This window comes from Nonomuraea aurantiaca, from assembly GCF_020215705.1.
In the GTDB taxonomy this organism is placed as follows: Bacteria; Actinomycetota; Actinomycetes; order Streptosporangiales; family Streptosporangiaceae; genus Nonomuraea; species Nonomuraea aurantiaca.
In genome coordinates this window covers 1-22,341 of the sequence record NZ_JAIWNB010000013.1, presented here as the reverse complement: position 1 = coordinate 22,341, position 22,341 = coordinate 1, and the positions used below count along the sequence as shown (strand labels likewise).

Annotated in this window: 17 protein-coding genes; 6 read left to right on the top strand and 11 right to left on the bottom strand. The window is 70.6% G+C overall.

The annotated features are described in order from the left end of the window. Positions 1-3 precede the first annotated feature (3 nt). Positions 4-357, top strand: a complete 354-nt coding sequence (locus tag LDL49_RS28535; protein WP_225295226.1) for a hypothetical protein — start codon at positions 4-6, stop codon at positions 355-357. Here LDL49_RS28535 and LDL49_RS28530 read toward each other — a convergent pair. The 4 genes from LDL49_RS28530 to LDL49_RS57210 all read right to left on the bottom strand — a co-directional run bounded on the left by LDL49_RS28530 (position 308) and on the right by LDL49_RS57210 (position 12,048). Further along, positions 308-1,522 carry an MAB_1171c family putative transporter gene (locus LDL49_RS28530; protein ID WP_225295224.1) on the bottom strand — a complete coding sequence of 405 codons (1,215 nt, stop codon included), beginning with the start codon at positions 1,520-1,522 and terminating at the stop codon, positions 308-310. The genes LDL49_RS28535 and LDL49_RS28530 overlap by 50 nt on opposite strands. 51 nt (positions 1,523-1,573) lie before the next feature. Continuing rightward, positions 1,574-2,002 (bottom strand): helix-turn-helix domain-containing protein, encoded by a 429-nt coding sequence (locus tag LDL49_RS28525; protein WP_225295222.1) that lies wholly within the window; start codon positions 2,000-2,002, stop codon positions 1,574-1,576. A gap of 110 nt (positions 2,003-2,112) precedes the next feature. Then, positions 2,113-2,439, bottom strand: a complete 327-nt coding sequence (locus tag LDL49_RS28520; protein ID WP_225295220.1) for a hypothetical protein — start codon at positions 2,437-2,439, stop codon at positions 2,113-2,115. A gap of 42 nt (positions 2,440-2,481) precedes the next feature. Then, positions 2,482-12,048, bottom strand: coding sequence for a LamG-like jellyroll fold domain-containing protein (locus LDL49_RS57210; RefSeq protein WP_263655633.1), 9,567 nt, complete (start codon positions 12,046-12,048; stop codon positions 2,482-2,484). A 191-nt stretch (positions 12,049-12,239) separates the two neighbouring features. On the opposite strand from LDL49_RS57210, the gene LDL49_RS57205 reads away from it, so the two are divergent. The 3 genes from LDL49_RS57205 to LDL49_RS28475 all read left to right on the top strand — a co-directional run bounded on the left by LDL49_RS57205 (position 12,240) and on the right by LDL49_RS28475 (position 16,773). Continuing rightward, a complete protein-coding gene (locus LDL49_RS57205; RefSeq protein WP_308016198.1) occupies positions 12,240-15,011 on the top strand; it encodes a helix-turn-helix transcriptional regulator in 2,772 nt (923 codons plus the stop codon). Between the two features lie 98 nt (positions 15,012-15,109). Beyond that, positions 15,110-15,862, top strand: coding sequence for a peptidylprolyl isomerase (locus LDL49_RS28480; RefSeq protein ID WP_225295218.1), 753 nt, complete (start codon positions 15,110-15,112; stop codon positions 15,860-15,862). Between the two features lie 89 nt (positions 15,863-15,951). Continuing rightward, the gene (locus LDL49_RS28475) at positions 15,952-16,773 is read left to right on the top strand and encodes an SAM-dependent methyltransferase (RefSeq protein WP_225295216.1); all 822 of its coding nucleotides are present in this window, start codon (positions 15,952-15,954) and stop codon (positions 16,771-16,773) included. Between the two features lie 3 nt (positions 16,774-16,776). On the opposite strand, the gene LDL49_RS28470 is transcribed toward LDL49_RS28475, so the two are convergent. Both LDL49_RS28470 and LDL49_RS28465 read right to left on the bottom strand, forming a co-directional pair. Beyond that, positions 16,777-18,261 carry a serine/threonine-protein kinase gene (locus LDL49_RS28470; protein WP_225295214.1) on the bottom strand — a complete coding sequence of 495 codons (1,485 nt, stop codon included), beginning with the start codon at positions 18,259-18,261 and terminating at the stop codon, positions 16,777-16,779. A 105-nt stretch (positions 18,262-18,366) separates the two neighbouring features. After that, the gene (locus LDL49_RS28465) at positions 18,367-18,687 is read right to left on the bottom strand and encodes a hypothetical protein (protein ID WP_225295212.1); all 321 of its coding nucleotides are present in this window, start codon (positions 18,685-18,687) and stop codon (positions 18,367-18,369) included. Between the two features lie 134 nt (positions 18,688-18,821). Here LDL49_RS28465 and LDL49_RS28460 point away from each other — a divergent pair, with 134 nt between their 5' ends. Further along, the gene (locus LDL49_RS28460; protein ID WP_225295209.1) at positions 18,822-19,064 is read left to right on the top strand and encodes a DUF2188 domain-containing protein; all 243 of its coding nucleotides are present in this window, start codon (positions 18,822-18,824) and stop codon (positions 19,062-19,064) included. Between the two features lie 8 nt (positions 19,065-19,072). Here the strand turns inward: LDL49_RS28460 and LDL49_RS28455 are convergent, their stop codons facing one another. The 5 genes from LDL49_RS28455 to LDL49_RS28435 all read right to left on the bottom strand — a co-directional run bounded on the left by LDL49_RS28455 (position 19,073) and on the right by LDL49_RS28435 (position 21,295). Further along, the gene (locus LDL49_RS28455; protein WP_225295207.1) at positions 19,073-19,678 is read right to left on the bottom strand and encodes a flavin reductase family protein; all 606 of its coding nucleotides are present in this window, start codon (positions 19,676-19,678) and stop codon (positions 19,073-19,075) included. A 30-nt stretch (positions 19,679-19,708) separates the two neighbouring features. After that, positions 19,709-20,014, bottom strand: a complete 306-nt coding sequence (locus LDL49_RS28450; RefSeq protein ID WP_225295205.1) for a hypothetical protein — start codon at positions 20,012-20,014, stop codon at positions 19,709-19,711. Positions 20,015-20,066: 52 nt separating this feature from the next. Further along, positions 20,067-20,222 carry a hypothetical protein gene (locus LDL49_RS28445; RefSeq protein WP_225295203.1) on the bottom strand — a complete coding sequence of 52 codons (156 nt, stop codon included), beginning with the start codon at positions 20,220-20,222 and terminating at the stop codon, positions 20,067-20,069. A 105-nt stretch (positions 20,223-20,327) separates the two neighbouring features. Further along, a complete protein-coding gene (locus tag LDL49_RS28440; RefSeq protein ID WP_225295201.1) occupies positions 20,328-20,855 on the bottom strand; it encodes an SRPBCC family protein in 528 nt (175 codons plus the stop codon). 32 nt (positions 20,856-20,887) lie between these two features. After that, entirely contained in the window at positions 20,888-21,295 is a 408-nt protein-coding gene (locus tag LDL49_RS28435; RefSeq protein WP_225295199.1) for a hypothetical protein, read from the bottom strand. 95 nt (positions 21,296-21,390) lie between these two features. Between LDL49_RS28435 and LDL49_RS28430 the strand changes: the two genes are divergently transcribed. Next, complete coding sequence (locus LDL49_RS28430; RefSeq protein ID WP_225295198.1) at positions 21,391-22,050, top strand: TetR/AcrR family transcriptional regulator; 660 nt, start codon at positions 21,391-21,393, stop codon at positions 22,048-22,050. The last annotated feature ends 291 nt before the right edge of the window (positions 22,051-22,341 follow it).

Here is a 22,341-nt window from a genome sequence, read left to right as displayed (position 1 = left end):
GCCATGTTCGTATCGATCGTCGCCTGGGATCTCAGCAGATCCACGGAGACCGTGGAGAGCCTGCGCGACTACCTGCGGGACTACGCCGTCGACGCCTACGCCACGCTTGACGGGATGCGGCTGAAGGCGTGGTTCTCCAATCCGGCCCGCCAGACCTGGGGGGCGGTCTACCTCTGGGACTCCGCCGAGGCCATGGACGGGCCCGCCCGGGTGAGCCGCGTCATCGAGCTCATCGGCTACCCGCCCACGTCGGTGAGCGTCTTCCAGCTGGAGGCCATCGCGGAAGGCGTCAGTGTGTATCCGAGCCTCACAGGGCTCGGCGCCGCGATGGAAGGAGACCACTCGACCGCGGGCTGAGCGACTCCGGCCGCTGTGAGGTCTCTGGTTCGGCCCTGACGGCCGCCGCCACCCGGATCAACCAGTCGAGCTCGGCGTCAGGGTCGGCCGGGCTGTTGTCGGGGATGGCCGGGCCGCCCGTGTCCGGTCGTACGCCGAGCCTGCTGCGCCGCAGGGCGGAGGCGATCAGAGCGGCCTCGACGGCGATTTTGCGCGCGTCATCGGACAGGCCCGTGGCCTGCGCCTGCCGCGTTTCGGCGAGGCGCGGGTCGAAATAGGGGAGGAGCCGCAGGCGGCCGTCCCAGATTTCGACGATCCGCCGGTACAGGGCCTGCTCCGGATTCCGGAAATCGACGTGCCGGGTCCTCGGCGGATCGAGGGCGATGGCCGGGAACGCGTCGTACAGCGGTTTCCAGAGCGGGAAGAGCCGGCGATAGGAGCGGTCGAGCGACCACCACCGCGCGAGATGATCCAGGCCCAGCCGCGGGCCCGTGACGGGCAGCAGGATGCCGGTCACCACGAACAGGATCGCGAGGCGGAACACCTCCCCGATCAGGTTGCCGTACAGCCACCGCACGTCCCATCCGAGAAGGTGGGCGGACATGGCGGCGAACCGCAGCCCGGCATAGGCGAGGGTGCAGGCGAGACCGAGCAACAGCAGCCGCAGGCCGTTGCGGAGGGAGAAGCCTCTCGCGGCACTCGCGCGGTAGTGCGTGGCGCGCGCGACTTCGGTGACGGTCAACGCCAGATAGGCGACATAGACGTAGGCGCCGGCCGAGATCACCGGGATCTGCACGGCCAGCTGCTGGCTGGCCAGGGCCACCGCGTAGTTCGACGGGGTCGTCACGTGAAGGACGCCGATCAGTGCCAGGACGCCGGCCAGCAGCCGCAGACGCACCCTGGTGCTCCGTACGGCCTGCTCAGCCGGATAGACCATGTAGAGAAAGGCGCATTGCCCGGATGTCGCGGCGATCAAGGTCAAGCAGTTGGAGAGGGTGCCCGCGGTGTTGAGCGTCGTGTGGGCGTCGAGCACTTCGTGGACGGTCTGGTCCTGCAGGCAGATCGACACCGAGAGTGCCAGCAACGCGGCGCATATCCACCGCGTCGACCGGCAGCCGGGTTTGGCGCGGAGGTGGAACAGCTTGATGCCCACCGCGATCCATCCGGCGACGGCCAGGGCGATCAAGACGGGCGCGCCATGACCGATGGCGGACAGCGAAGATCGGTGGCCAAGCGATCACCTGGCATCTTCATCGGAGGGATTCTCCAGCTTCCAGAGCTGATTGACCATTTCGATGATGGCGGCGCGGCTGCCCTGGGTCAGCTCGGCGCTGCGCAGGGCGATGTGCGTGACGCCCGCCTTCCGCATGCCGGCCAGCAGCTCCAGATCCTTGTCGATCTTGGCGGTCTCCGCGTCGTTCAGGAAGTAGGCGACCGGCACCCCGAAGAACGTGGCCAGCGCCGTGAGGTGCATGATCGTGGGATTGACCCGCCGGCCCGTGCGCAACTGCCAGATATAGGTGTGCGAGATCTGTACGTCCTGGCCCTTGCTGATGGCCTCCGCGACCGCGACGTTGCTGTATTCGGCGTCACCTTGGCGACGGACCGTCTGGAACAACCGGTTCAGCTTGTCGGCCAGCGTCCGGGGAGTCTCATCAACACTCATCGCCGTGCCGATCCTTAACAGCCAGAGTTTAGCGACTTTGCCGTCATCCTACACAGGGGTTGACGGGCGGCACCTTGACAGCTTCGGGATCCCCCTGTCGGCTCGGCGAACTAGGGCTCGGCCGTCGCAGGGGGGATGAGCTCGTAGTTCGGGATCGTGGGTCTCAGCCGCTGATACTCCTGCTCGCCCGAAGCCGCCGCGGCGGCTTCGGGGATCTCGACCCGGCCGAGGTAGGGCCCCCGCAGGCAGTGGTCACACCAGAAGTGGGCGTCACCGATGAGCAGGCGGGGGATCCGGAGCCGATACACCAGGCGGAGGCAGGCCCGTCCACAGTTCGGGCAACGCCTGGTGATCGGTCCGGGCAGCTCGTCACGTGCCTGCTCATAGGCGTGCAGCCAGCTCTCCCAGCGGAGTGCCTCGTCATGAGTGTTCGACACAGGGGCCACCTCGGTGCTCGAGCCGTTTTACCCATGGTCCCTCTACTGGTTACGTGGATGGTTGTCCCACCAGTCGTCCTCGAAGGCGTAGGCCCGGTCCTCCCATGGTTCCGCCTCTTCCAGGGTCTTCGGAAAGGCGCCGCCCCCGCGTATGTCCTCCACGTGGAACCGCTCGTGGGCGAGGGTACGGGCCAGCAGTTCCTCGCTGCGGAAGGCGGCTCGCCGCAGCAGGACCATCTGGTTGGGGAAGGTCACGCCGGCCAGCCCGTCCTTCACCTTGTCGATCCTGATGGTCAGGTCGTCGATCCGGATGTCCCAGTCCTGGGCCACCCGGCGGACCGTGTCCATGTTCATCGGGAGCCTCTCGCTCCACTTCGGCCGATCGCCGGGGCGGCGGGCCAGCGTCAGGAAGTCGTCGCCGAAGCCGGCGCCTTCGCTCCCCAGGGCCGCCGCCGTCTCCTCGGAGGAGGAGCAGGCGGCGCCGGCGCCGGTCACGCCACGGCAGGGGGCCAGCTGCACCGCCGGGTCCGGCGGGACGCCCGGGCCCGGGTCGACGCGGCAGTCCTGCATCGCGTCCGCGCCGAACACCCCCGAGCATTGGCCGACGACGTGCGGGGCTGGGTCGAGGCCGCCGTTGGGCTGCCCGTCGCCGGCCTTGGCCTCGATCGGCGTGAAGGCCACACCGACCTTGTCCAGGATCTTGTCGATGGCGTTGTCGACCCGGTGATTGAGTCCCTTGTCGAGCGCGTCGGCGAGCGAGATGCCCGCTGGACCGGGCAACTGGTCGTGGTCGACCGGGCCTGGCTTGGCCGCGCGCGTCTTCGCGGCGATGTCGGCCAGCTCCTGGGGCGTGGGCGGCGGAGGCGGCGGCGGATCCGCCTTGGGCGGGCCGTTGGTGCCCTTGTGGGGCGAGTCGCCGGGCCCGTCATCGCCGGGCCCGTCGCCGGACTTGCCCTTGCCGGGGGAGCCGCCGCCGTCCGGGTACTGGATGTACGGCCCGCTGCCGTCCGGCCAGCCCTTCCACCAGTTGTTCTGCCACCACTTCCCGGCCAGGTAGCCGGCGCCGGCGCCGATGGCCACCGCCGCGAGACAGCCGAGCCAGGCGGGACCACAGAACCGTGAACCGCGCCCGAGCGCGCCGAGTTCCCCGCCACCGGTGAGGACGTAGTCGGCCGCGCTCCAGGCCGGCCTGGCGATGTCCCGATAGACGACCTTGATCGCCTGCTTGGCGGCGCCGCACACGAAGGCGGGGCAGCCGAAGTGACCGGTGGGGTCCATCTGGTTGAGGGGGTCGCCGTCCGCGTAGGTGAAGCGGTTGCCCTTCACCGACGGCATCGGATCCACGTCGAACGTGTCCCTGCTGGGGAACGTGCCGGTTCCGGGGTCGTACCAGCGGGCGGCCATGTTGACCTTGCCGGTGGCCGGGTCGGTCCAGCCGCCCTGGTAGCCGACGTCCCGCTTGGTTCCCGAGCTCGCGACGGCCTTCCCGTACGGGTCGTAGGCCGCCGAATCGGTCAGCACACCCGCCCCGGTGAAGGTGGCGGTCAGGTCGCCGTGCCGGTCGGTGTAGGCGTACAGGCCGGCGACGGAGACGATGTCGCCCGCCGGATCCCTGCCGTAGAGCTCGCCACCCGCCGCGGCCGGGGTGTTGCCCAGGCCGGAGTAGCTGAACGTGCGGCCCGCGGCGGACGCGAGCCGGTCCAGCCCGTCATAGGCGTAGCTCGCGGCGCCGTCGGTGATCATCCGGTCGAACGCGTCGTAGCTCGTCGCGCTCGCGCTGCCGCCGCTCGGCGTCCTGGACTTCAGGGTGCCGCGCGCCGAGTAGGCGTAGCCGGCCGATCCGTCGGAGACCAGTTGGTTGCGCGCGTCGTAGACGGAGGCGGCCGGGCCGGCCTTGGTCCGGTTGCCCGCGTCGTCGTACTCGTAGGCGACCGAGTTCCACGACGTCAGCCGGCCCGCCAGGTCGTAGCCGTAGGTGTTGGCGGCGGCGCCGGCCGTACCGGTCGTGGTCTTGGTGGTGAGCCGGTCGGCGTCGTCGTAGCCGTAGGTGATGGCGGCCAGCGCCGCGCCCGCGGTGGTCTTGAGCGTGTCGGAGGTCTGCCGGTGCAGCGCGTCGTAGTCGAAGGAGCGCTGGGCGCCGCCGTAGTCCACGCCCTTGAGCTGGTCCATCGTGTCGTAGGAGTAGATCGCGGTCCCGCCGGTGAGCGGGTCGCGGACCGTGGTGAGGCGGCTGCCCGCGTCGTAGTCGTAGGCGGCCGTGCCCGCCTTGTCGGTACGGGTCTTCATGCGGCCGTCGGCGTCGTAGGTGAAGGCCGCCGTGCCGGACGGCCCCGCCGTGCTGACGAGATGATCGCGATCGTCGTAGCCGAAGGTGTTGCCCCCGGCCGAGGTCAGCCGGCCCACGGTGTCGTAGCCGAAGCTGTGGGCCGTCGTGGCGGTCTCGGCGCCCGCGCCGGTCTCCGCGGTGAGCCGGTTGAGCGTGTCGAAGGTGCGGGCGATGGTGACCCCGCCCGGCTTGGTGACCTGGACCGGGCGAGCGGCCGCGTCGTAGTCGGTGATCGTCTGGCGTTCGGCGGGCGTGGTGTAGGCCGTGGTCGGCGGGACGAACATCGCCACCTGGAGGTTCCACGAGTTGAAGGCGTAGGAGGTCGCGTTGCCGTTGCCGTCGGTGAAGCGGGTGCGGTTGCCGGCCGCGTCGTAGCCGAAGGTCGTGCTGATGGTGTGCGTCGATGTGGTCTTCTCGTGCTGGCCGGTCAGCCGGTTCAGCGCGTCGTAGTCGTAGGTGGTGACCCCGCCGCCGGGCCTGTCGACGGTGACCGGGTTGCTCCCGTCGTCGTAGCCGATCGTGATGGACCGCAGCTGCTTGCCCGCCGCGTCGAAATCGGCCGCCCCGGTCGCCCGGCCCGCTCCGTCGAACGTGAGCGTGCTGCTGGTGCCGTCCGGGTTGGCGACCTTGGTCGCCCGGCCGGCGTGGTCGCGGGTGTACCAGCGGGCCTGGGCCAGCGGGTTGACGTCGACCACGACCTCGCCCGCCGCGTTGTAGCCGTACTGGCTGCGCGCGCCCGACGGCGTGGTGACGTAGGTCAGGTTCCCCGCGTCGTCGTACTCGTAGGCGGTGGTGTACCCGGCCGAGGCCGGGGTGCGCTCGACGGCGGTGCTGGAGATCCGGCGGCCGAGGTCGTCGTACGTCGCCCCGGTCACCCGGCCCGCCTGGTCCCGTGTCCAGAGCCATTCCCCGGCCACGTCGAAGCCCGACCGCGACTGGTTGCCCGCCGCGTCGGTGGTGGCCACCAGGTTGCCCAGCTGGTCGTAGGTGTGGGTGTCGCCGTGGCCGAGCGCGTCCTCGACGTGCGTCACGCGGCCCAGCGCGTCGTACGTCGTGGTGGAGCTCGCGGTCACCGTGGCACCGGCGCCGAGCTGCCGGTAGGAGGGCAGGGTGAGGACGCGCGGCCGGCTCATGCCGTCGTAGGTGATCGTGGTCCGGTAGCCCTCGGCGTCCTCGCTCGTCACGACGTCGCCGAAGCTGTTGTAGCCGGCCCGCGTCGTCGGCCTGACGTTGTACGGCGTGCCGCCCGCGTGCTCGATGGCCACCGTCGGCGCCTTGGTCGTGGTGAGCCGGCCCGCTTCGTCGTAGGTGTAGTCGGTCACCGCGCCACGGGGGTCGGTCATCGTCTTCGGGAGGCCCCGCTGGTCCCTGGTCCAGGACGTCGCGAGCCATTCCTTGCCGTCCCAGACCTTCTGGGACAGGGGCCGGCCCAGCGCGTCGAGGTCGAACGCGGTCCACGTGTAGCCGCTGTCCTGCGCCTGGACCAGGGAGACCACGCCGCCGTCGGCGTCGTAGCCGTACGTGGTCTTGCGCTTGATGCCGGAGGGGTCCAGCAGCGCCTCGGTGACCCGGTTGGCGGCGTCCACGGTGTAGGCGGTCGTGCTCTTGCCGTTGCCGGAGATCCGCTTGATGAGGTTGCCCGCGCTGTCGTAGGTGTTCTGCTGGAGCGGGATGTCCCGGGTGGTTCCGTCGGCATTGTGGAAGCCCTCGGCCCAGACCGATTCGAGCAGGTTGTCGTCGTAGTAGCGGTAGCGGGTGGTCCGGCCCATGGCGTCGGTGACCGTGGCCAGGCGCCCGGCCGGGTCGTAGGCGCGGGATTCGAGGACGAGTTCCTTGGCGGCGTCGTTGTCCAGCGGGTTGCCCACCCAGTTGGCCAGGCTCGTGGTCAGCGGCAGGCCGGTCGGTCCGTAGGTGTGCCGGAAGTCGGCGCCGGTGGCGTCCACGGTGCTGGTGAGGTTGCCGTAGACGTCATAGCCGTAGGTGGTGGTGTTGCCCGCAGGGTCCTTGACGGAGGAGACGCGGGCGGCGGCGTCGTAGGTGTAGTTCGTGGTGCGGGTGACGTCCTTGCCGGTGGGGTCCGTCCGCTCGGCCTTGGTGACGTTGCCGTCGACGTCGTAGGTGTAGAGGACCCACGGGAGGTGCTTGACGCCGTTGATCACGTCCGTGGTCGCCGGGCCGACGGTGGCGGTGAGGTGGTTGAGGGCGTCGTAGCCCATGGAGGTGCTGACACCGTTCGGGAACGTGTCGGAGACCTTCGTCTCGGAGATGGGCCGGCCGGCGCTGTCGTAGTCGTACTTCGTGGTGAGCCCCGCCGCGTCCACCACCTGGGCGAGGTCGCCGTTCTGGCGGTAGCCGTAGCGGGTGGTCTTGCCGCCGGGAGTGGTCGTGGCGGCGAGCAGCCCGTCCGGGACGGTGCCGCCGTCGGTGGCGGCCTCGGTGCCGTCGGTGTAGGCGTACTTGGTGGTGCCACCGTTGGCGGACCCGGCCACGGGAGGCATGGTGACGCTGAGCAGGTCACCCGAGATGTCGTAGGTGTAGCTGGTGCGGTGCGCCGCGTCGTTCCCGGCGGTGGCCCGGGCGTCGAACGCGCCGGTGAGCTTGTCGTTGCGGGGGTTCAGCGGGTCGCCGGCGTCCAGGTAGTAGGTGAAGTAGGAGGTCTGGCAGGAGCGCGGGCCGCGGCAGGTCACCTTCATGACCGGATTGCCGCGGTCGTCGTTGTACAGCTGAGTGGTGTGCCCGTCAGGGTCGCTCACCGAGGCCAGGTTGCCGTTGAGGTCGTAGCCGTAGCGCGTGGTGCCGCCCGAGGCGTCGTACAGCGAGGTCGGCCGGCCGCCGTGCTGAGGGTCGTAGCTGTAGACCATCGCCTTGCCGCGCGGGTCGGCGGCGAGCACGGTGGTGGCGGGGATGCCGAACGTCGCGACGTCCTTGTAGTGCGCCTGGATCGCGTCGGTGTTCAGGCTGTTCCAGTAGATCGCCACCTCGTCGATGGTGCCGTTGAAGTGGCCCAGGGTGTCCGAGGGCTTGGCGGGCCAGTTGCCCGCGATGAAACCGGCGCCGACGTAGACATGGTTCTGCGCGATCGTGGACACCGGGCCCTTGGACCTGGTCCCGACCACGACACCGTCCAGCCAGAGCCACTGGGTGCTGCCGGAGGCCGTCAGGACGGCGTGGTGCCAGCTCGCGTCGGTCACGCTCGCGCTCGTGGTGATGGGCGCGACCGCGGCGCCGTCCCAGAACTGGCCGCGCAGCTTGCCGTCCGTCCCGACGTACAGCGCGGGCGTGTAGTTCGCTTGCGGTCCGGCCGGGTCGGTGATGGCCTGGGCCTGGTAGGCGAGCAGGACGCCGGGCTTGGCGGTCTTGAACCACAGCTCCGCCGACAGGTCGCCGCCGCCCTTGATCTCGCCGTCGGGCAGCTCCAGGTAGGAGCTGGAGCCGTTGAACCCGGCGGCCGTATCGCCGCCGGTGGCCAGGACGATGGGCGCGCTCTGGTTCAGGGTGACGTTGTGGTAGGTCGCGCCGGTGTCGCGCCCGTCGCCGTACGCCGCGCTGGCCGCCTGGGTGCCGGAGAACTCGGCGAGTCGGTAGTACTCGCGCGGCCGGGCGCTCAGGACCGCGTTCGGGTAGTACTCCGTGCCGGCCTGCGTCTGGGCGGGGTAGACCCGCCACTGCCCGCCGTTGGCGTCGGTCATCGAGGCGACGCGGTCGTTCTGGGTGTCGTAGGCGAGGGTGGCCTGCAGCTTGCCCGACGGCAGCTTGACCGTCTCCAGCGCGCCCGTGTACTGCCCGGCCGCGTACTGGGCGGCGACGGACGTGGGGCCGAGCGGGTGGGTGTAGAAGGCGGGGTCGTCGATCTGGCCGGTGAAGTGGCCGCGCGTGTCCGTGGGCGCGGCGGGGCACCAGCCCGAGGTGTTCACGTAGCCCGCCCCGATGCTGGCGTACGGCAGACGGGTGGCCTTGACCTGGTTGAAGCGGCTGCCCACGATCGACCCGTCCAGGTACATGCCCTGCCAGGTCCCGCTCGCGGTCAGCACCACGTGGTGCCAGGCCCCGTCGCTCACCGCCGCGGTCGACTTCATCGATCCGCAGCTGCCGTCGTCGGCCATCTGGCCGTGCAGCTTCCCGTCGGTCCCGACGTAGAGCATCGGCAGGAAGCCCCAGGGGAGCGGCCCCCGGGAGTCCTCCAGCGTGTTCATCTGCGCGCCGTACAGCACGCCGGCCTTGGTGGTCTTGAACCACATCCCGACCGCCGCGTAGGTGGTGTCGTCGGTGATGTTGTACGGCATGCGCACGTAGGAGCTCGTGCCGTTGAACGTCGCCGAGCCGTCCGTGGTCCCGGCCGGGGCACCCGCCGCGCCGTAGGTCAGGTTGACCGCCTGCGCGTCGTCCTGGCCGACGAACATCTGGGTCTCGTTGGTCGTGCTCTGGTGGAGCCGGTAGTACATCGCGGGGGCGGCGTCCACGACGGCCGTGCGGTGGTGGGACACCATCTTGTAGGTGTACTTCGTACACGCGGTCGTCGTGCCTGGCGGGCAGACCTGGGCGAGCAGGCCGTAACCGTAGCCGTACGTCCACGCGGGAGCGCCTTGGGCGGGCTCGGTGGCGACCGAGGTCACCAGCCCGCTGTTCCAGGTGAAGTAGAGGCCGCGGCCGCTGACCTTGTTGACGACCTTGGCGAGGGTGCCGTCGCCGTTGTAGGTGAGGAACTCGCCGTGCTGGTCGTCGTCGAAGATCCCGGTCAACCGGCCGTTCGCGTCGAACACGTACGCGCCGCCGGACTTGTCGCGCAGGAACCACACCGTGTCGGCCTTCACCAGGCTCACCGACCGGCCCTCGGGCGGCGCGTACGTGCCGTCGGAGTTGCGGCCGAAGCGCGCCTGCCGCCCGTCCGGGTAGGTGACCACGACGTTGCCCGTCAGGTCGCTGTCGGTGACGATCTTCATGTCGTAGGCGGTGGTCCAGCCCACGCCGAACAGCCCCGAACGGGAGTTCAGGCTGCTGTACGAGCGGGTGATCGCCAGGGCGGGACCGGCGGTGGTGAGGCTAGCGTCCGTGGTGGTGGCCGCGTACTGGCCGGTCAGCGGGTCGATGCCCTTGACGGCGGCCGTGCCCGCGCTGTCGGAGACGTGTGAGGAGACCAGGGGCTGCGGCACGACCGTGCGGAACGAGCTCCATCCGGTCGCCGGGCTGGAGGTCTTGCCGTCGGTGACCAGGGCCTGCCACATGTACTGCTCGCCCCATTTGAGCTTGCCCTGCGGCACCGTCCAGTTCGCGGTCTGCTCACCGGTGTTGGAGTCGCCCTTGACCAGGCCGGTCGCCGGGCACGTGCTGGGGGCGGAGACCAGGCAGATGTTGAAGATGAAGTTCAGCTCGCCGCCGGGCCACTCGTCCTCGTCATGGCCGGTCACCGTGAACTCCGGCATCAGGGTGGACTCCACGTACCCGTTGCCCGGCCACATCGAGTCGATCTGGGGCGGCAGGTTGACCACGGTCAGGCTCACGCACCAGACGGGTACGCCCCAGTCGGAGAAGAACTGCCCGTTCGTCACCATGTCCCAGCAGACCTGGTACGAGCCCGGGTTGAGCGGGTCGATCGTGGCGCTCACCTTCGCCGAGCCGTTGTTGCCGATGGTGGCGGGCAGCGCGGCGGCCGCGGTGGAGCTGCCCACGAAGCTGCCGCCGAGGGTGTACACCTTGTAGCCCAGCTTGACCGTGCCGGGGGACCAGGAGTTCATCCCGTTGTTGATCACCGTGACGGGGAGCCTGCCGAAGCCGTTGGCCGTCACCGGCGGGTCGATCGTGGCACCGGAGTCGATCGCGTACAGCGCCCGCCAGGGGCTGTAGTCCACCTGGAGGTACGGCGGGTTGGCCGAGTTGGCGCTGGCGAACTCCTTGAAGCTGTCGGCGGTCAGCGCCAGGCCGTTGTTGCCCGCGCCGTTGGCCCAGTCCGACAGGGCGGACAGTCCCGTGCTGTTGATCCCGATCCACGCCCAGCCGGCGCCGCCGCAGGTGACGCCGCCGCTGAAGCTGGCCGACCCCCAGGTGCCGCCGAGGCTCACGCCGGGATAGGAGGAGATCGTGCCGACGTTCCAGCTGCTGGTGATCGCCTTCACCGTGACGGGGTTGGCCGCGCAGGAGTCCGACAGAGTGTTGTAGAGGAAGAGCGCGGCGCCGGTCACGTAGGCGTGGGGGATCTGCGAGGCGAGGTTGAAGTTGATGTAGGCGTTGTTGCGCTTGGTGCCGTCCTGGGAGCCGACCAGGAGCTGGTCGCTGCCGGAGTGATTGGCGCCGGAGTGGTTGTCGACGTAGGTGTCGGAGGAGGCGCCGCTGGTGGTGCGTACATAGGAGGAGGGGTCGATGATCACCGGGAACGCGCGGTCCTTGGCGCGCAGCCACTCCTGGTCGGCGCTGACCCGCAGGACGTCGCCGGCGAGGGTGTAGTGGACCGCGTCGGAGCGGGCGCCCTTGGCGTCGCTCATGAATCCGGCGGGGACGGTGACGCGGACGGCGCCCCGCTCGTCGACGAACTCCACGCCCTGAGACGAGCTTCGCGGCGTCAGGCCCTTGGCCTGGAAGGGGAAGTCCCAGGGGCCCGTCGCGGCCTGGCGCGAGGTCAGGACCAGCGACTCCTTGAGCCCGTTCCAGGCGGCCTCGATCTGGAGGTCCGTTCCCGGCAGCACCTCACCGTACTTCGCGATATTTCCGGAAATATTGGCTTTGGTGCTTTTCGCGCCTTGGAGGGCGAAGGACAGGCTGTGCCCCTCGTCCAAGGTGAGCGACTGGAGTCTGGGGTCGGCGGCGTCGTCGGCCACCTCGGCCCCGACGTCGTTGGCCGCCTGCCGCCAGCGTCCGCCGGCGCTGGTCAGGTTGAGGTCGATGTCGGCCCACTCCCCGGTGGCCGTCCGGTACCTCACTGGCCTGGAGTACGTGCGCACGGTGTAGGTCTGGTCGGGGTTCTGGAAGACCTTCGAGGTCGCGTCGCCCAGCTTGGGGGCCACCCGGCTCTGCTTGGCGTCGAACCCGTGCACTTCCCCGTTGCCCGGCTTGCCGGTCGCCTTGCCCACCCGCTGCGTCTTGTTCGACAGCTGGGAGACCAGCTTGGGCGGCTTCTGGGCCTCCCGGGGCACGACCCCCTTGGGCAGCTTGGCGGCCTTCTTCTCCGGCAGCTCGGTCTGCGCCCGGGTCGCGTCCGCCGGCACCTGGTGCGCGCGGTTCGCCGCCGAGCCCAGACGCTGCTCGGGGAGCGTCGGCTCCTTGGCAGCCGCGTGGGCTCCCTGACCTGCCATGCTGATGACAAGGGCGGTCACTGTCAGTGCCGAGCAAAGACGAGTGGCCCAACGATTCCTCATGCCGACCTCCGGCGGCGACCGTAGTAGCCACCCATCCGTCCCACATCTGTACGGATGACCTGGATCGAGGGTGCCGGAGTGCTCCCGGTTAGGTATGAGATCAACTCCGAGTCCGGTACTCTCACCTCGTGCTGCACGGGCGCATCGCGGAGCAGAGCGGAATCACGCGACTTCTCGCTGGTGAGAGCGGCGCCCTGTTGATGCGCGGGGAAGCCGGGGCGGGCAAGAGCGCGTTGCTCGCCTTCGCGGCCGAGCTCGCGAGTGATCAAATCGTGCTGCGCGCCTCCGGCACCCCGGAGGAGTCACACCTCCCATACGGCGGCCTGCACATGCTGCTGGCGACCACCCGCCCGCGCTGGAAACACCTGCCCGCCCGGCAGCGCGACGTCCTCGACCGCCTGGGCGAGCCGCGGCTTCTCGATATCGGCGCGGGCGGCGAACCCGTCTCGCCGCACCTGCCTGTCTGGAACCTCCTGCGCCACCTGGCGGGCAGGCAACCCGTGCTCTGCCTGATCGACGACGCGCACTGGCTGGACCGGGAGAGCCTGGCGGTCCTGTCCTTCTGCGTCCGCCGCCTCGCCGCCGCGCGCGTGGTGATCCTGCTGGCCGCCGAGGGCGAGGTGCCCGCGCTCCAGGGGATCGACGAGCTGGACCTGCCCGGTGTCGACAGGCGGGCGGCGCTGGACATCGTCGCCGCGGGCCGGCCGGGCATCGTCCCGCAGGTACGTGAGCGGATCGTCGAGGACGCTCGCGGCAATCCGCTGGCCCTGCGCGAGCTGGCCGCGGGGATCGGCCCCGCGCAGGTCGAGGGCAGGCTGTCGCCGCTGGGTCTGCACACCGGCTGGCCCGGGCGGTCGCGGCGGGCCGATCAGCTGTACGGCGCGTGCTTACGGGCCCTGCCTGAGCGGACGCGCTTCCTCCTGCTGCTGGCCGCCGCCGACCCCGCGGCCTCGCTGCCCGAACTGCTCGCCGCCGCCGGAGCGACTCCGGCCGATCTGGAGCCCGCCGAGACCGCCCGGCTGGTGGAGGTGCGGCCGGACAAGCTCACCCCTCGCCACCTGCTGATCCTGGTCGCCGCCTACCAATCCGCGCCGGTCGCGGCCCGCATCGCCGCGCACCGTGCCCTCGCCGAGGCATCGCCCAAGGGGCGGGCTCTGGGCGAGGCGTCGTCCGAGCGGCGGGTCTGGCATCTCGCCGCCGCCGCGCTGGGGCCGGACGAGGAGATCGCGCGCGAGCTGGAGGCCGTCGGCACGTCGTCGGCGCTGGAGCGCGCGGCCGAGCTGACCAGCGACCCCGAGCCGCGCGCCCGCCGTTACGCCGCCGCCGCGCTCGCCGCGTGCGACGCTGGCCAGCTGCGCCGCGCGGCGGACCTGGCGGCGCACGCGACCAGGCTGAGCGCCGAACCCTCGACGCTGGCCTCGGCCGCCCGCGTGCTGGCCACCGTGGAGGCCGAGATCGGCTCGCCGACCAAGGCCGCGCGGATGCTGCTGGATTCGGCGGCCAGGATCGGCGACGACGACCACGCCATGGCCATCGTCATGATCGCCGACGCGATCCGCCTGTTCGGCTACAGCGGCGACGAGGGGCTCGCGGCCCAGATCGCCGCCGCCGTCTGGTCGGCGCCGGCGGCCTCACGAGCTCCTTCGCGGGTAGTGCGATCAGGAGCCCGGCCCTCCTGGTCGGCTCCGCTGGCCCGGTCGCTGCCCACGCTGGCCAAGATCATGGCCGGTGACCCGTTCAGCGGCTTCGCCGCCATCGGCGAGCTGGTCGAGCACACGCCCGCCCTGGCTACCCAGCAAGCCATCACCGCCACCTCGTTGGGCCTGATGGCCGCCGACGCCGGCTCGGCGCTGCGCCTGACCTCCACGCTGGTGACCGACTGCCGCCACCAGGACCTGATGGGGCTCCTGCCGTACGCCCTGCAACTCCAGGCCCAAGCCCTCCTGCTGGGCGGCCGCAGCGCCGAAGCGCTCGGACTGGCCACCGAGGGACTGAAGCTCGCCGGTGAGCTCGGCCAGACCCACCGAGTCGGGCACCTGAGCGGCCTGGTCGCGCTGATCGCCGCGTTGAGCGGCGATGAGGAGCGCTGCCGGGCCTACGCCGAATCGAGCCTGGACTACTGCGCCGACCACGACGCGCCGGCCAGCGCGGCGCTGGCCACCTGGGCGCTCGGCCTGCTGGAGCTGGGGCTGGGCCGGGCGGGCGCCGCCGTGGCCCATCTCGAGCGGGTGGTCGCGGGCCCCGCGCACCACCCGGTGATCGCGGTCCACTGCGCGGCCGACCTGGTGGACGCGGCCGTCCAGGCCGACCTGCCCGGTGCCACCGTCGAGCCGCTCTCCCTGCTGGAGCGGTGGGCGGGGGACACGCGCCAGCGCTGGGTGGGCGCGGTGGCGCTGCGGTGCCGGGCGCTGGCCGCGCCGGACGGCGAGGCGGAGCCGCTCTTCCTCGGCGCGCTCGATCTGCACGCCGCGTCCCTGACCTCCTTCCAGCGGGCCAGGACCGAGCTCGCCTACGGGCAGTGGCTCCGCCGTATCCGGCGCAGGTCCGAAGCCCGCTCTCATCTGCGGGCGGCGCGGGCCGCGTTCGAGCAGCTGGGCGCGAGCCCCTGGGCGGAGCGCGCCGCGGCCGAGCTGAGCGCGTCGGGGGAGGCCAGTCCCGCGGAGCCGCTGCCGGAAGCGCTGCGCGGGCTGACGCCGCAGGAGCGGCACGTGGTGGTCCTCGCCGCGCAGGGGTCGTCCAACCGGGAGATCGCCGCCCAGCTCTTCCTCAGCCCGCGGACCGTCGGCTTCCACCTCTACCGCGCCTTTCCCAAGCTGGGCATCACCTCCCGGACCGAGCTGGCGGATCTGGTGCGGCAAGCCGTCACCGGCATCAGGACGATCGCGCCGGCCGCCGAGTGACGCCCCGGGGCGGACAGGCTCGTACCGAACCCTTGACTGCGCTGGTCAGATCGATTAGACCTCAGGAAACCCAGCGATCATCACGCAGTGGAGGCAGGATGTCCGGCAGAGCGTTGGTACGACTCGCGGCCCGCGCCGCGTTATCCGCGGTCACGACAGGCTCGCTGATCGCGATCGGTGCACTGCCGGCCTCGGCGGCGACCTTGGACAAGCCGCCGAGGACGACCAAGGGGCCGTGCCAGTACACCGAGACCCCCGAGGACCCGGCCGTACGGCCGGTGCCGCTGCCGCCGGACCCGCGCCGCACGCCCACGCGTCCGGTCTCCGCGGTGCTCCGGACCAACCACGGCGACCTCGGGCTCGCCCTCGACCCGGCCAAGGCGCCGTGCACGGTGCAGAGCTTCGTGCACCTGATCCAGCACCGGTTCTACGACGCCACGTCGTGCCACCGGCTCACCGCGTACGACCGGCTGAAGGTGCTGCAGTGCGGCGACCCCAGTTTCACCGGTGAGGGCGGGCCGGGCTACAAGTACAAGGACGAGCTGCCCACGGATCTGCCGCCGTGGCCGGGCGACCCGACCGGGGTGCGCAAGACGTACGCGCGCGGGGTGCTGGCCATGGCCAACGCCGGCCCGAACACGAACGGCAGCCAGTTCTTCCTGGTCTACGGTGATTCCGGGCTGGGGCCCAACTACACGATCTTCGGCACGGTGGACGCCGCGGGGCTCGCCGTCCTCGACCGCATCGCCGCCGGCGGCATCCAGCCGGAGCCGGACGGTCCCACGCCTCCGGTGGACGGCAAGCCCGTACTCCCGGCCGACATCCGGGACGCCCGGGTGTGCCGCAGGTAGGCCGTCGCGAATACCGGGCACCTGACCCCTCCTGATCACATATCCGCATTTTCCCCTAAGATGCCGTCATAGATGACGAAGGGTGAAGCGTGACCGAGCCTGAGCGGCCTCCGGGGAAGATGGATCCGACCGTCCCCACGGTCGCCCGCATGTACGACTATTTCCTCGGCGGGAAGGACAACTTCCCGGCCGACCGCGAGGCGGCCGAGCGGGTCCTGGAGCTGAGCCGCGAGGGCGGCGCGGACGTACGGGAGGTGGCCCGGGCGAACCGTGGTTTCCTGATCCGCGCCGTGGAGGCGGTCGCCAGGGCCGGTGTGCGGCAGTTCCTCGACATCGGCACCGGCCTGCCGACTCAGGACAACGTGCACCAGGTCGCGCACCGGATCATCCCCGACGCCAAGGTCGTCTACTCGGACAACGACCCGATCGTGCTGGTCCACGCCCGCGCGCTGCTGGCCGACAACCCCGACACGGTGATCATCGACGGCGACGCGCACGACCCCAAGGGGCTCCTGGCCGCCGCCGCCCAGCACCTCGACTTCAGCCGGCCCGTGGCGGTGCTGGGCGTCGCGCTGTTCCACTTCTTCGGTGACGACGAGGAGGTGGCCGGCATCGTCCGGGCCCTGCGCGAGCCGCTGGTGCCGGGGAGCCACCTGATCATCTCCCACGCGTACGTGGAGAGGGGCCAGAGCACCCTCGATCGGAAGATCGAGACCGAGGACGTCTACCGGCGTACCACCTCCGGCGCGCTGCACTGGCGCGACCGCGACATGGTGCGCGGCTATTTCGACGGGCTGGAGCTGCTCGAACCCGGCGTCGTGCCGGTGCAGGACTGGCGCAACGATGACCCGTTCATCGCCCCCGGGCTGGAGAAGGGCGGCATCCTGGGCGGCGTCGGCCGAGTCCCCTAACGGCTAGCGGAGGGCCTTCAGCGCCGCGGCGACGTGCTTGGCCGCCTGGTCGGCGGTTCCGTAGCCGGGCCGGGGGCCCAGGTAGTTGACGTACGCCAGCACGTTGGCCAGGCAGAAGGACACCTGCGTGTTGTGGAAACCCGCGGCCACATCGGGGTCGCGGCGGGTATATGCGGCCGTCCTGTCGCCGACGACCCGCACCGAGCGCAGCTTGGTGTCGGGGTGGCGCACGCGCTCGTCCTTCCCCCGGGTGACCATGCCATCGAGGTTGAGCCCGCAGCTCTTGACGGTCGGGTTACGGTACGTCGTCACCATCAGGCTGGCGTTGCCGGCGCCCTGCCACTGGCACTGCGAGGTGGACAGGACCTGACGTCGCGCCGTGCCCCCGAGCAGCGTGCGCGCCCGCACGTTGGTCAGGAGCTTGCAGGCGTCGGGCAACTGGCCGAACAGCTTCACGGCGCTCTTCGTCGAGGACGGCTTCACGGACTTCACGGACTTCGAGGACTTCGGGGTCTTCGATGACGGGTCGGCGAGCGCGTCCGGAGTCGCGGGCGGCAGATTGAGCCAGATCGCCGTGGCGGCCACGCCGCACACCGCCACCGCCAGCGCGCCCGCCACGACGAGGGTACGGCGGCGCTTCACGGGAGATTCGCGGTTTGCGGGGACCGTGGGGGGCGTGTCGCCTTGGGCGATGTCGTGGAGCCGGCGGGCCGCCTGCTCGGCCGTACACCGGCGATGGGGGTCCTTCTCCAGCAAGGCCGCGAGCAGGGGCGCGAGCGGACCCGCCAACCTGGCGGGGGCGGGATCGCGCAGCAGCACGGCGGCCATGACCGCGGCCGCGTTGGGGCCGGAGAACCCGGGGCCGCCCTCCACCGCCGTGTAGAGCGTGGCGCCGAGTGACCATAAGTCGGCAGCCGGGCCGTCGTCCTCGCCACGTAACCGTTCTGGGGCGATGTAGCCGGGCGAGCCGTTGAGCAGGCCGGTCTGGGTCAGCGCGGCGTCCCCGGCGACCGTGGCGATGCCGAAGTCGGTCAGCAGCACGCGGCCGTCGTCGGTCAGCAGCACGTTGCCGGGCTTGACGTCGCGGTGCAACACGCCCATCGCGTGCGCGGCCCCGAGCGCGTCGAGCACGTGCCCGCCCACCCAGGCGGTCTGGCGCGGGGACAGCGGGCCGTCCGTGCGCACGATCTGATCGAGGGAGCGGCCGTGGATCAGCTCCATCACGATCCATGGCCGCCCTCCGTCCATGACCACGTCGTGCACGGTGACGATGGAGGGGTGCGAGCGCAGCCGCGCCGCCGCCCTGGCCTCGCGCAGGGTGCGCTCGGTGAGCTCGGCTCGGGCCGCGTGGTCGAGCTCCGGTGGCAGGCGCACCTCCTTGACCGCGACCTCCTGCCGGAGCAACTCGTCCACGGCCCGCCAGACCGTGCCCATGCCACCCTGACCGAGTGGTGCCAGGAGCCGGTAACGGCTTGCGACGATGGTCATCATGCGATTATACGGACGTATATTCTACTATTTCGCCTCTTTCGCCCCAGCGGGACCACCCACAACTGGCCGGTCGTGCGGGGCCTGGCCGTCCGTACAAGCCGGTCAGCCGAGGGCCTTTTCCAGCTGTGCCTTGCTCATCTTCGAGCGGCCCTTGATGTTGCGGCGCTTGGCCTCGGCGTACAGCTGATCCCTGGTACGGCCGCCCGCGCCGGAATGGGAGCGTAGCCCGCCCCGCCGGCTCGACGAGATGTCCTTGGTGGACGTACGGCTCGCGGTCCGGGACTCACCGGCCCTGGCCCGCTCCTTGTTGACCGTACGGGCGGCGATTTCGGTCGCGCGCTTGTCGCTCTCCCCCCGCTGCTTGACGCTGTCCTTGATGTGCTCGTATTGCCGTTCCCGCTTCGGGCTCGATCCGCGAGGCATTTCTCCTCCTCATGAGAACCGTCAGACCTTACGGCCCCTACCCAGCCGAGAACCACGAAACAGATACGACTAAGCCCATGATTTCAGGGCACATGGTGGCAACCCTGCGATCACCGGAAAGAGGTATCCCCCAAATGGCAGGTCAGGCCAACTCCAGAGACGTGGTGCAACGCCCCGATGGCAGCTGGGCGGTCACCAGGCCCGGCGGCGAGCGTGCGCTGTTCACGGCGGACAACCAAGCGGCGGCGGTGCAGCACGCGAGCGAGCTGCTGCGGCGCGACGGCGGCGGCGAATTGCGCATCCACGGCGTTGACGGGAAGGTACGCGACCAGCGCACCATCGCCCCCGGCAACGACCCCCTGCCGCCCAGAGGCTGAGCCGAGCGTCACATCGCCGGCTCTTCGTACGGGATGCGGCTCAGGTGCAGGATCGTGCCCAGCGTCCCCCACTCGTCGCCGCCGAGCTTGGTCAGCGGGCGCAGCCGCTCGGCGTCAGGCCGGCCGTCGACGATGTAATCCTCGTGCACCGACGCGAGGAACACCCGTCCGAAGACCAGGGTGGAGTTGCCCATGTGCAGGGTCGTGTGCGAACGGCACTCCATGACCACGGGCGAGAGCGCCACCCTGGGCGGCCGGACATGACGGCTGGGTTCGCGTTCGATGCCCGCGAAGTCGAATTCGCTGAAGTTCCGCGGGAAGTCGGTCGCGGTGCTGTTGATCAGTTGCAGGAGCGGTTCGGCGGAGAAGTTGACGACGAACTCTCCGGTGTCCTCCACGTTGCGCAGCGAATCCTTGCGGCCGATCGAGGTGAACTGCACGATCGGCGGGTCGGTGCTGGCGATGCTGAAGAACGAGTGCGGGGCGAGGTTCTCGATGGTTCCGTCCGGCGTGACGGTGGAGACCCACGCGATCGGGCGCGGGACGACGACCGAGGTCAGGAACCTGTAGAAAGCCGGCCCGCCCATCTCCGCAGGATCGAAGTCGACGCGCATGACGATCAATATTCACCGTCCTCGCCCCGTTTACCAATTGCCACGCGGGCCGCGTTCTTGCCGGGTTAATTCGCCAGGACCCTGGCTCTGGGTGGCGAGCAGATAGGCGACCGAGCCGGGTTCGGCGAGTCGTGCCGCCTGCTCGGCCAGCGTGATCGCGCTGCGATAGTCGTCGAGCGTCCCGGTCGCGTCGGCTCGCAGGCTCAGCAGCACCGCCGCGTTGACGGCGACGGCGGCCCGGACATCGCGCTCCTCCCGCTCCAGTTCGGGGTCGCCGATCAGCTCCAGATGGTGCTCGATGGCCGTGCCCAGCGCACGCTCGCCTGCCGCGAGCATGGCATCGACACCGCGTTGCCGATGAAGGCGTTCGAGCCGCCGGTCGGCCGGGTCAGATACCTGCGCCTGCCAGCAACGCGGTGAGCTGCCGGTCCGCCTCCGCGGTCAGCAGGGCCGGATGCCGACGGATCACTTTCTCCAGGCGTGCCCGGGAGGTCGCCGTAGCGAGCAGTTTGGCAACCGCCTTCCCCACAGAGTCCTCTGCCATCGAGCCTTCCTCCGGGACCGGTGTGGCCCCTCACAAGGACATACTCTCGGCGGGCACTCGCGTTTCACCTCGACAGGGAAGGCAGCCTGGCCGAAGGCGGGCCCGTCACTCTGGGTCGACCAGGGCGAGCCGAGGGCTACGGGCCTCGGCGACCCGCTTGATGCCGGCGGCCCACCCGTCCAACGCGGTCTGGAGCTTGCGGCCGTTCATGAACAACCCCAGCAGCGGCCCGGCCATGGACTCGGCGACCATCAGCTCGGTAGAGCCGTCCTGCAGCGGGGTCAACACGTGCCGGTGTACGGCCTTGGCGCCGAAGGACAGCCCGGTCCACGTCAGCTGCCGGCCGGGTGCGACCACCGCGAACCTGGAGGTGATCGCCGCCTTGCCGTTGCGCCAGGTGAAGGCCGCGTCCTCGCTGACCCCGTCCGTCAGGCGCACGTCGCCGATGGCCGGATCGATCTGCGACCAGCCCTCCGGGTCGGCCAGCACGCTCCACACGACCTCCGGGCCCGTGCCGACGATGATCCTGGTGACCGCCCGGACGGGGGCGGCCGCATCGATGCGGTCATGCTTGGCGTACTGCTCGTGCAGGACCTCCAGCGGAGGACCGGAATAGAACAAGGATCTCAGCACGGGGACTCCCGGAAGGATGGTTCGAGAACGGCTTATTGGGCGGGTGCTTCGTTCCGGAGGTGCGGACGGGCCTCGGACCAGATCGCGGCGGGCTCGAAGCCGGCGGCGTTCCAGGTGGTGGACGTCAGCCGCCCCCGCCCGCGGTAGCGCCGCACGATCGTGACGTGCTCCGGCCACCCCACGAACCCCCGCAGGGCCTGCTCGTCCCGCCAGATCGACACCGAGCCGCACCTGAGCTCCAGCGGTCGCGTCCACAGCCACATCCCGACCGCGCCCTCCAGATCGGGCCAGTCTCGGCGCAGCGCGATCCCGGCCCGGTAGATACCGGGCAGGTCGCGCGCCCTGTCGGCCTGGTACGCGGTCACCGCGACCAGCACGGGACCGACGATGTCCGCGGCCGGTCCTGAGGTCCAACGGCTTCTCAGCATGACGGCGCTCATGACACTCCTTTTTCGGCACGAACGTTCGTGCTTGGATGGGAAGGTATCACGGTGCGGCATAATTGACCGAACGTTCGTGCGCGAAAGGAGCGGCAATGGCGGGCCGACCACGAGACGAGCGGGCGCGGAACGCGATCCTGCGCCGGGCGGCGGACATCGCCTCCAAGGACGGGCTGGAGGGGCTGTCGATCGGACGGCTGGCCGCCGACCTCGGCGTGAGCAAGAGCGGGCTCTTCGGCTACTTCGGCTCCAAGGAAGAGCTCCAGCTCGCCACGATCCGGGCCGCGACGGGTGTCTACCTCGGCGAGGTCGTCCACCCCGCCCTCACGGTGCCGCCGGGCCTGGGCCGGGTGTGGCAGTTGTGCGATCGCTGGCTGAGCTACTCGGAGCGGCGGGTCTTCCCCGGAGGGTGCTTCTTCTTCACGGTCACCGCCGAGTTCGACGCCCGCCCGGGTCGCGTACGGGACACCGTCGCCGCCGCGGGCCTCGAGTGGAACCGCCTGGTCGCGAGCACCGTCGACGACGCGCGCCGCCTCGGAGAGCTCGCCGAGGACACCGAACCCGATCAGCTCGCCTTCGAGCTGATCGCGTTCATGGAGACCGCCAACGCCGTCTCGCTGTTGCACGACGCCCCCGTCGCCTACCAGCGGGCCAGGAGCGCCATCCGGAGATGCCTGCGGGCGGCCGCCACCGACGCGGCGACACCGCCCTGGCCCGATCCCGCGGCTCAGACCCGCGCTGAAGGCGAGCGGTGAGCAGGCGGCCGATCTCGTCCGGGTCGGCGCTCAGGCGTTTTCGACTGGTATGGGAACCGTGGCCGGGCCGGGCGTTCCCTTCGCGCTCGTGGCGGGGCGCCGACCCCGCGGGCGGCCCCGTACGACTCGCCCGCTCGTGGCGGGGCGCCGACCTGGCGGGCGGCCCCGTACGACTCGCCCTGGAATGACGGTCGCTGTCACGGTGCCGCTGTCAGGGCGGTGCGAGCGACGGTGAGGATCTCCTCGGAGAGGGGGGAGTCCTTGGTGGCGCGGGCCAGGACGAGTGCGCCG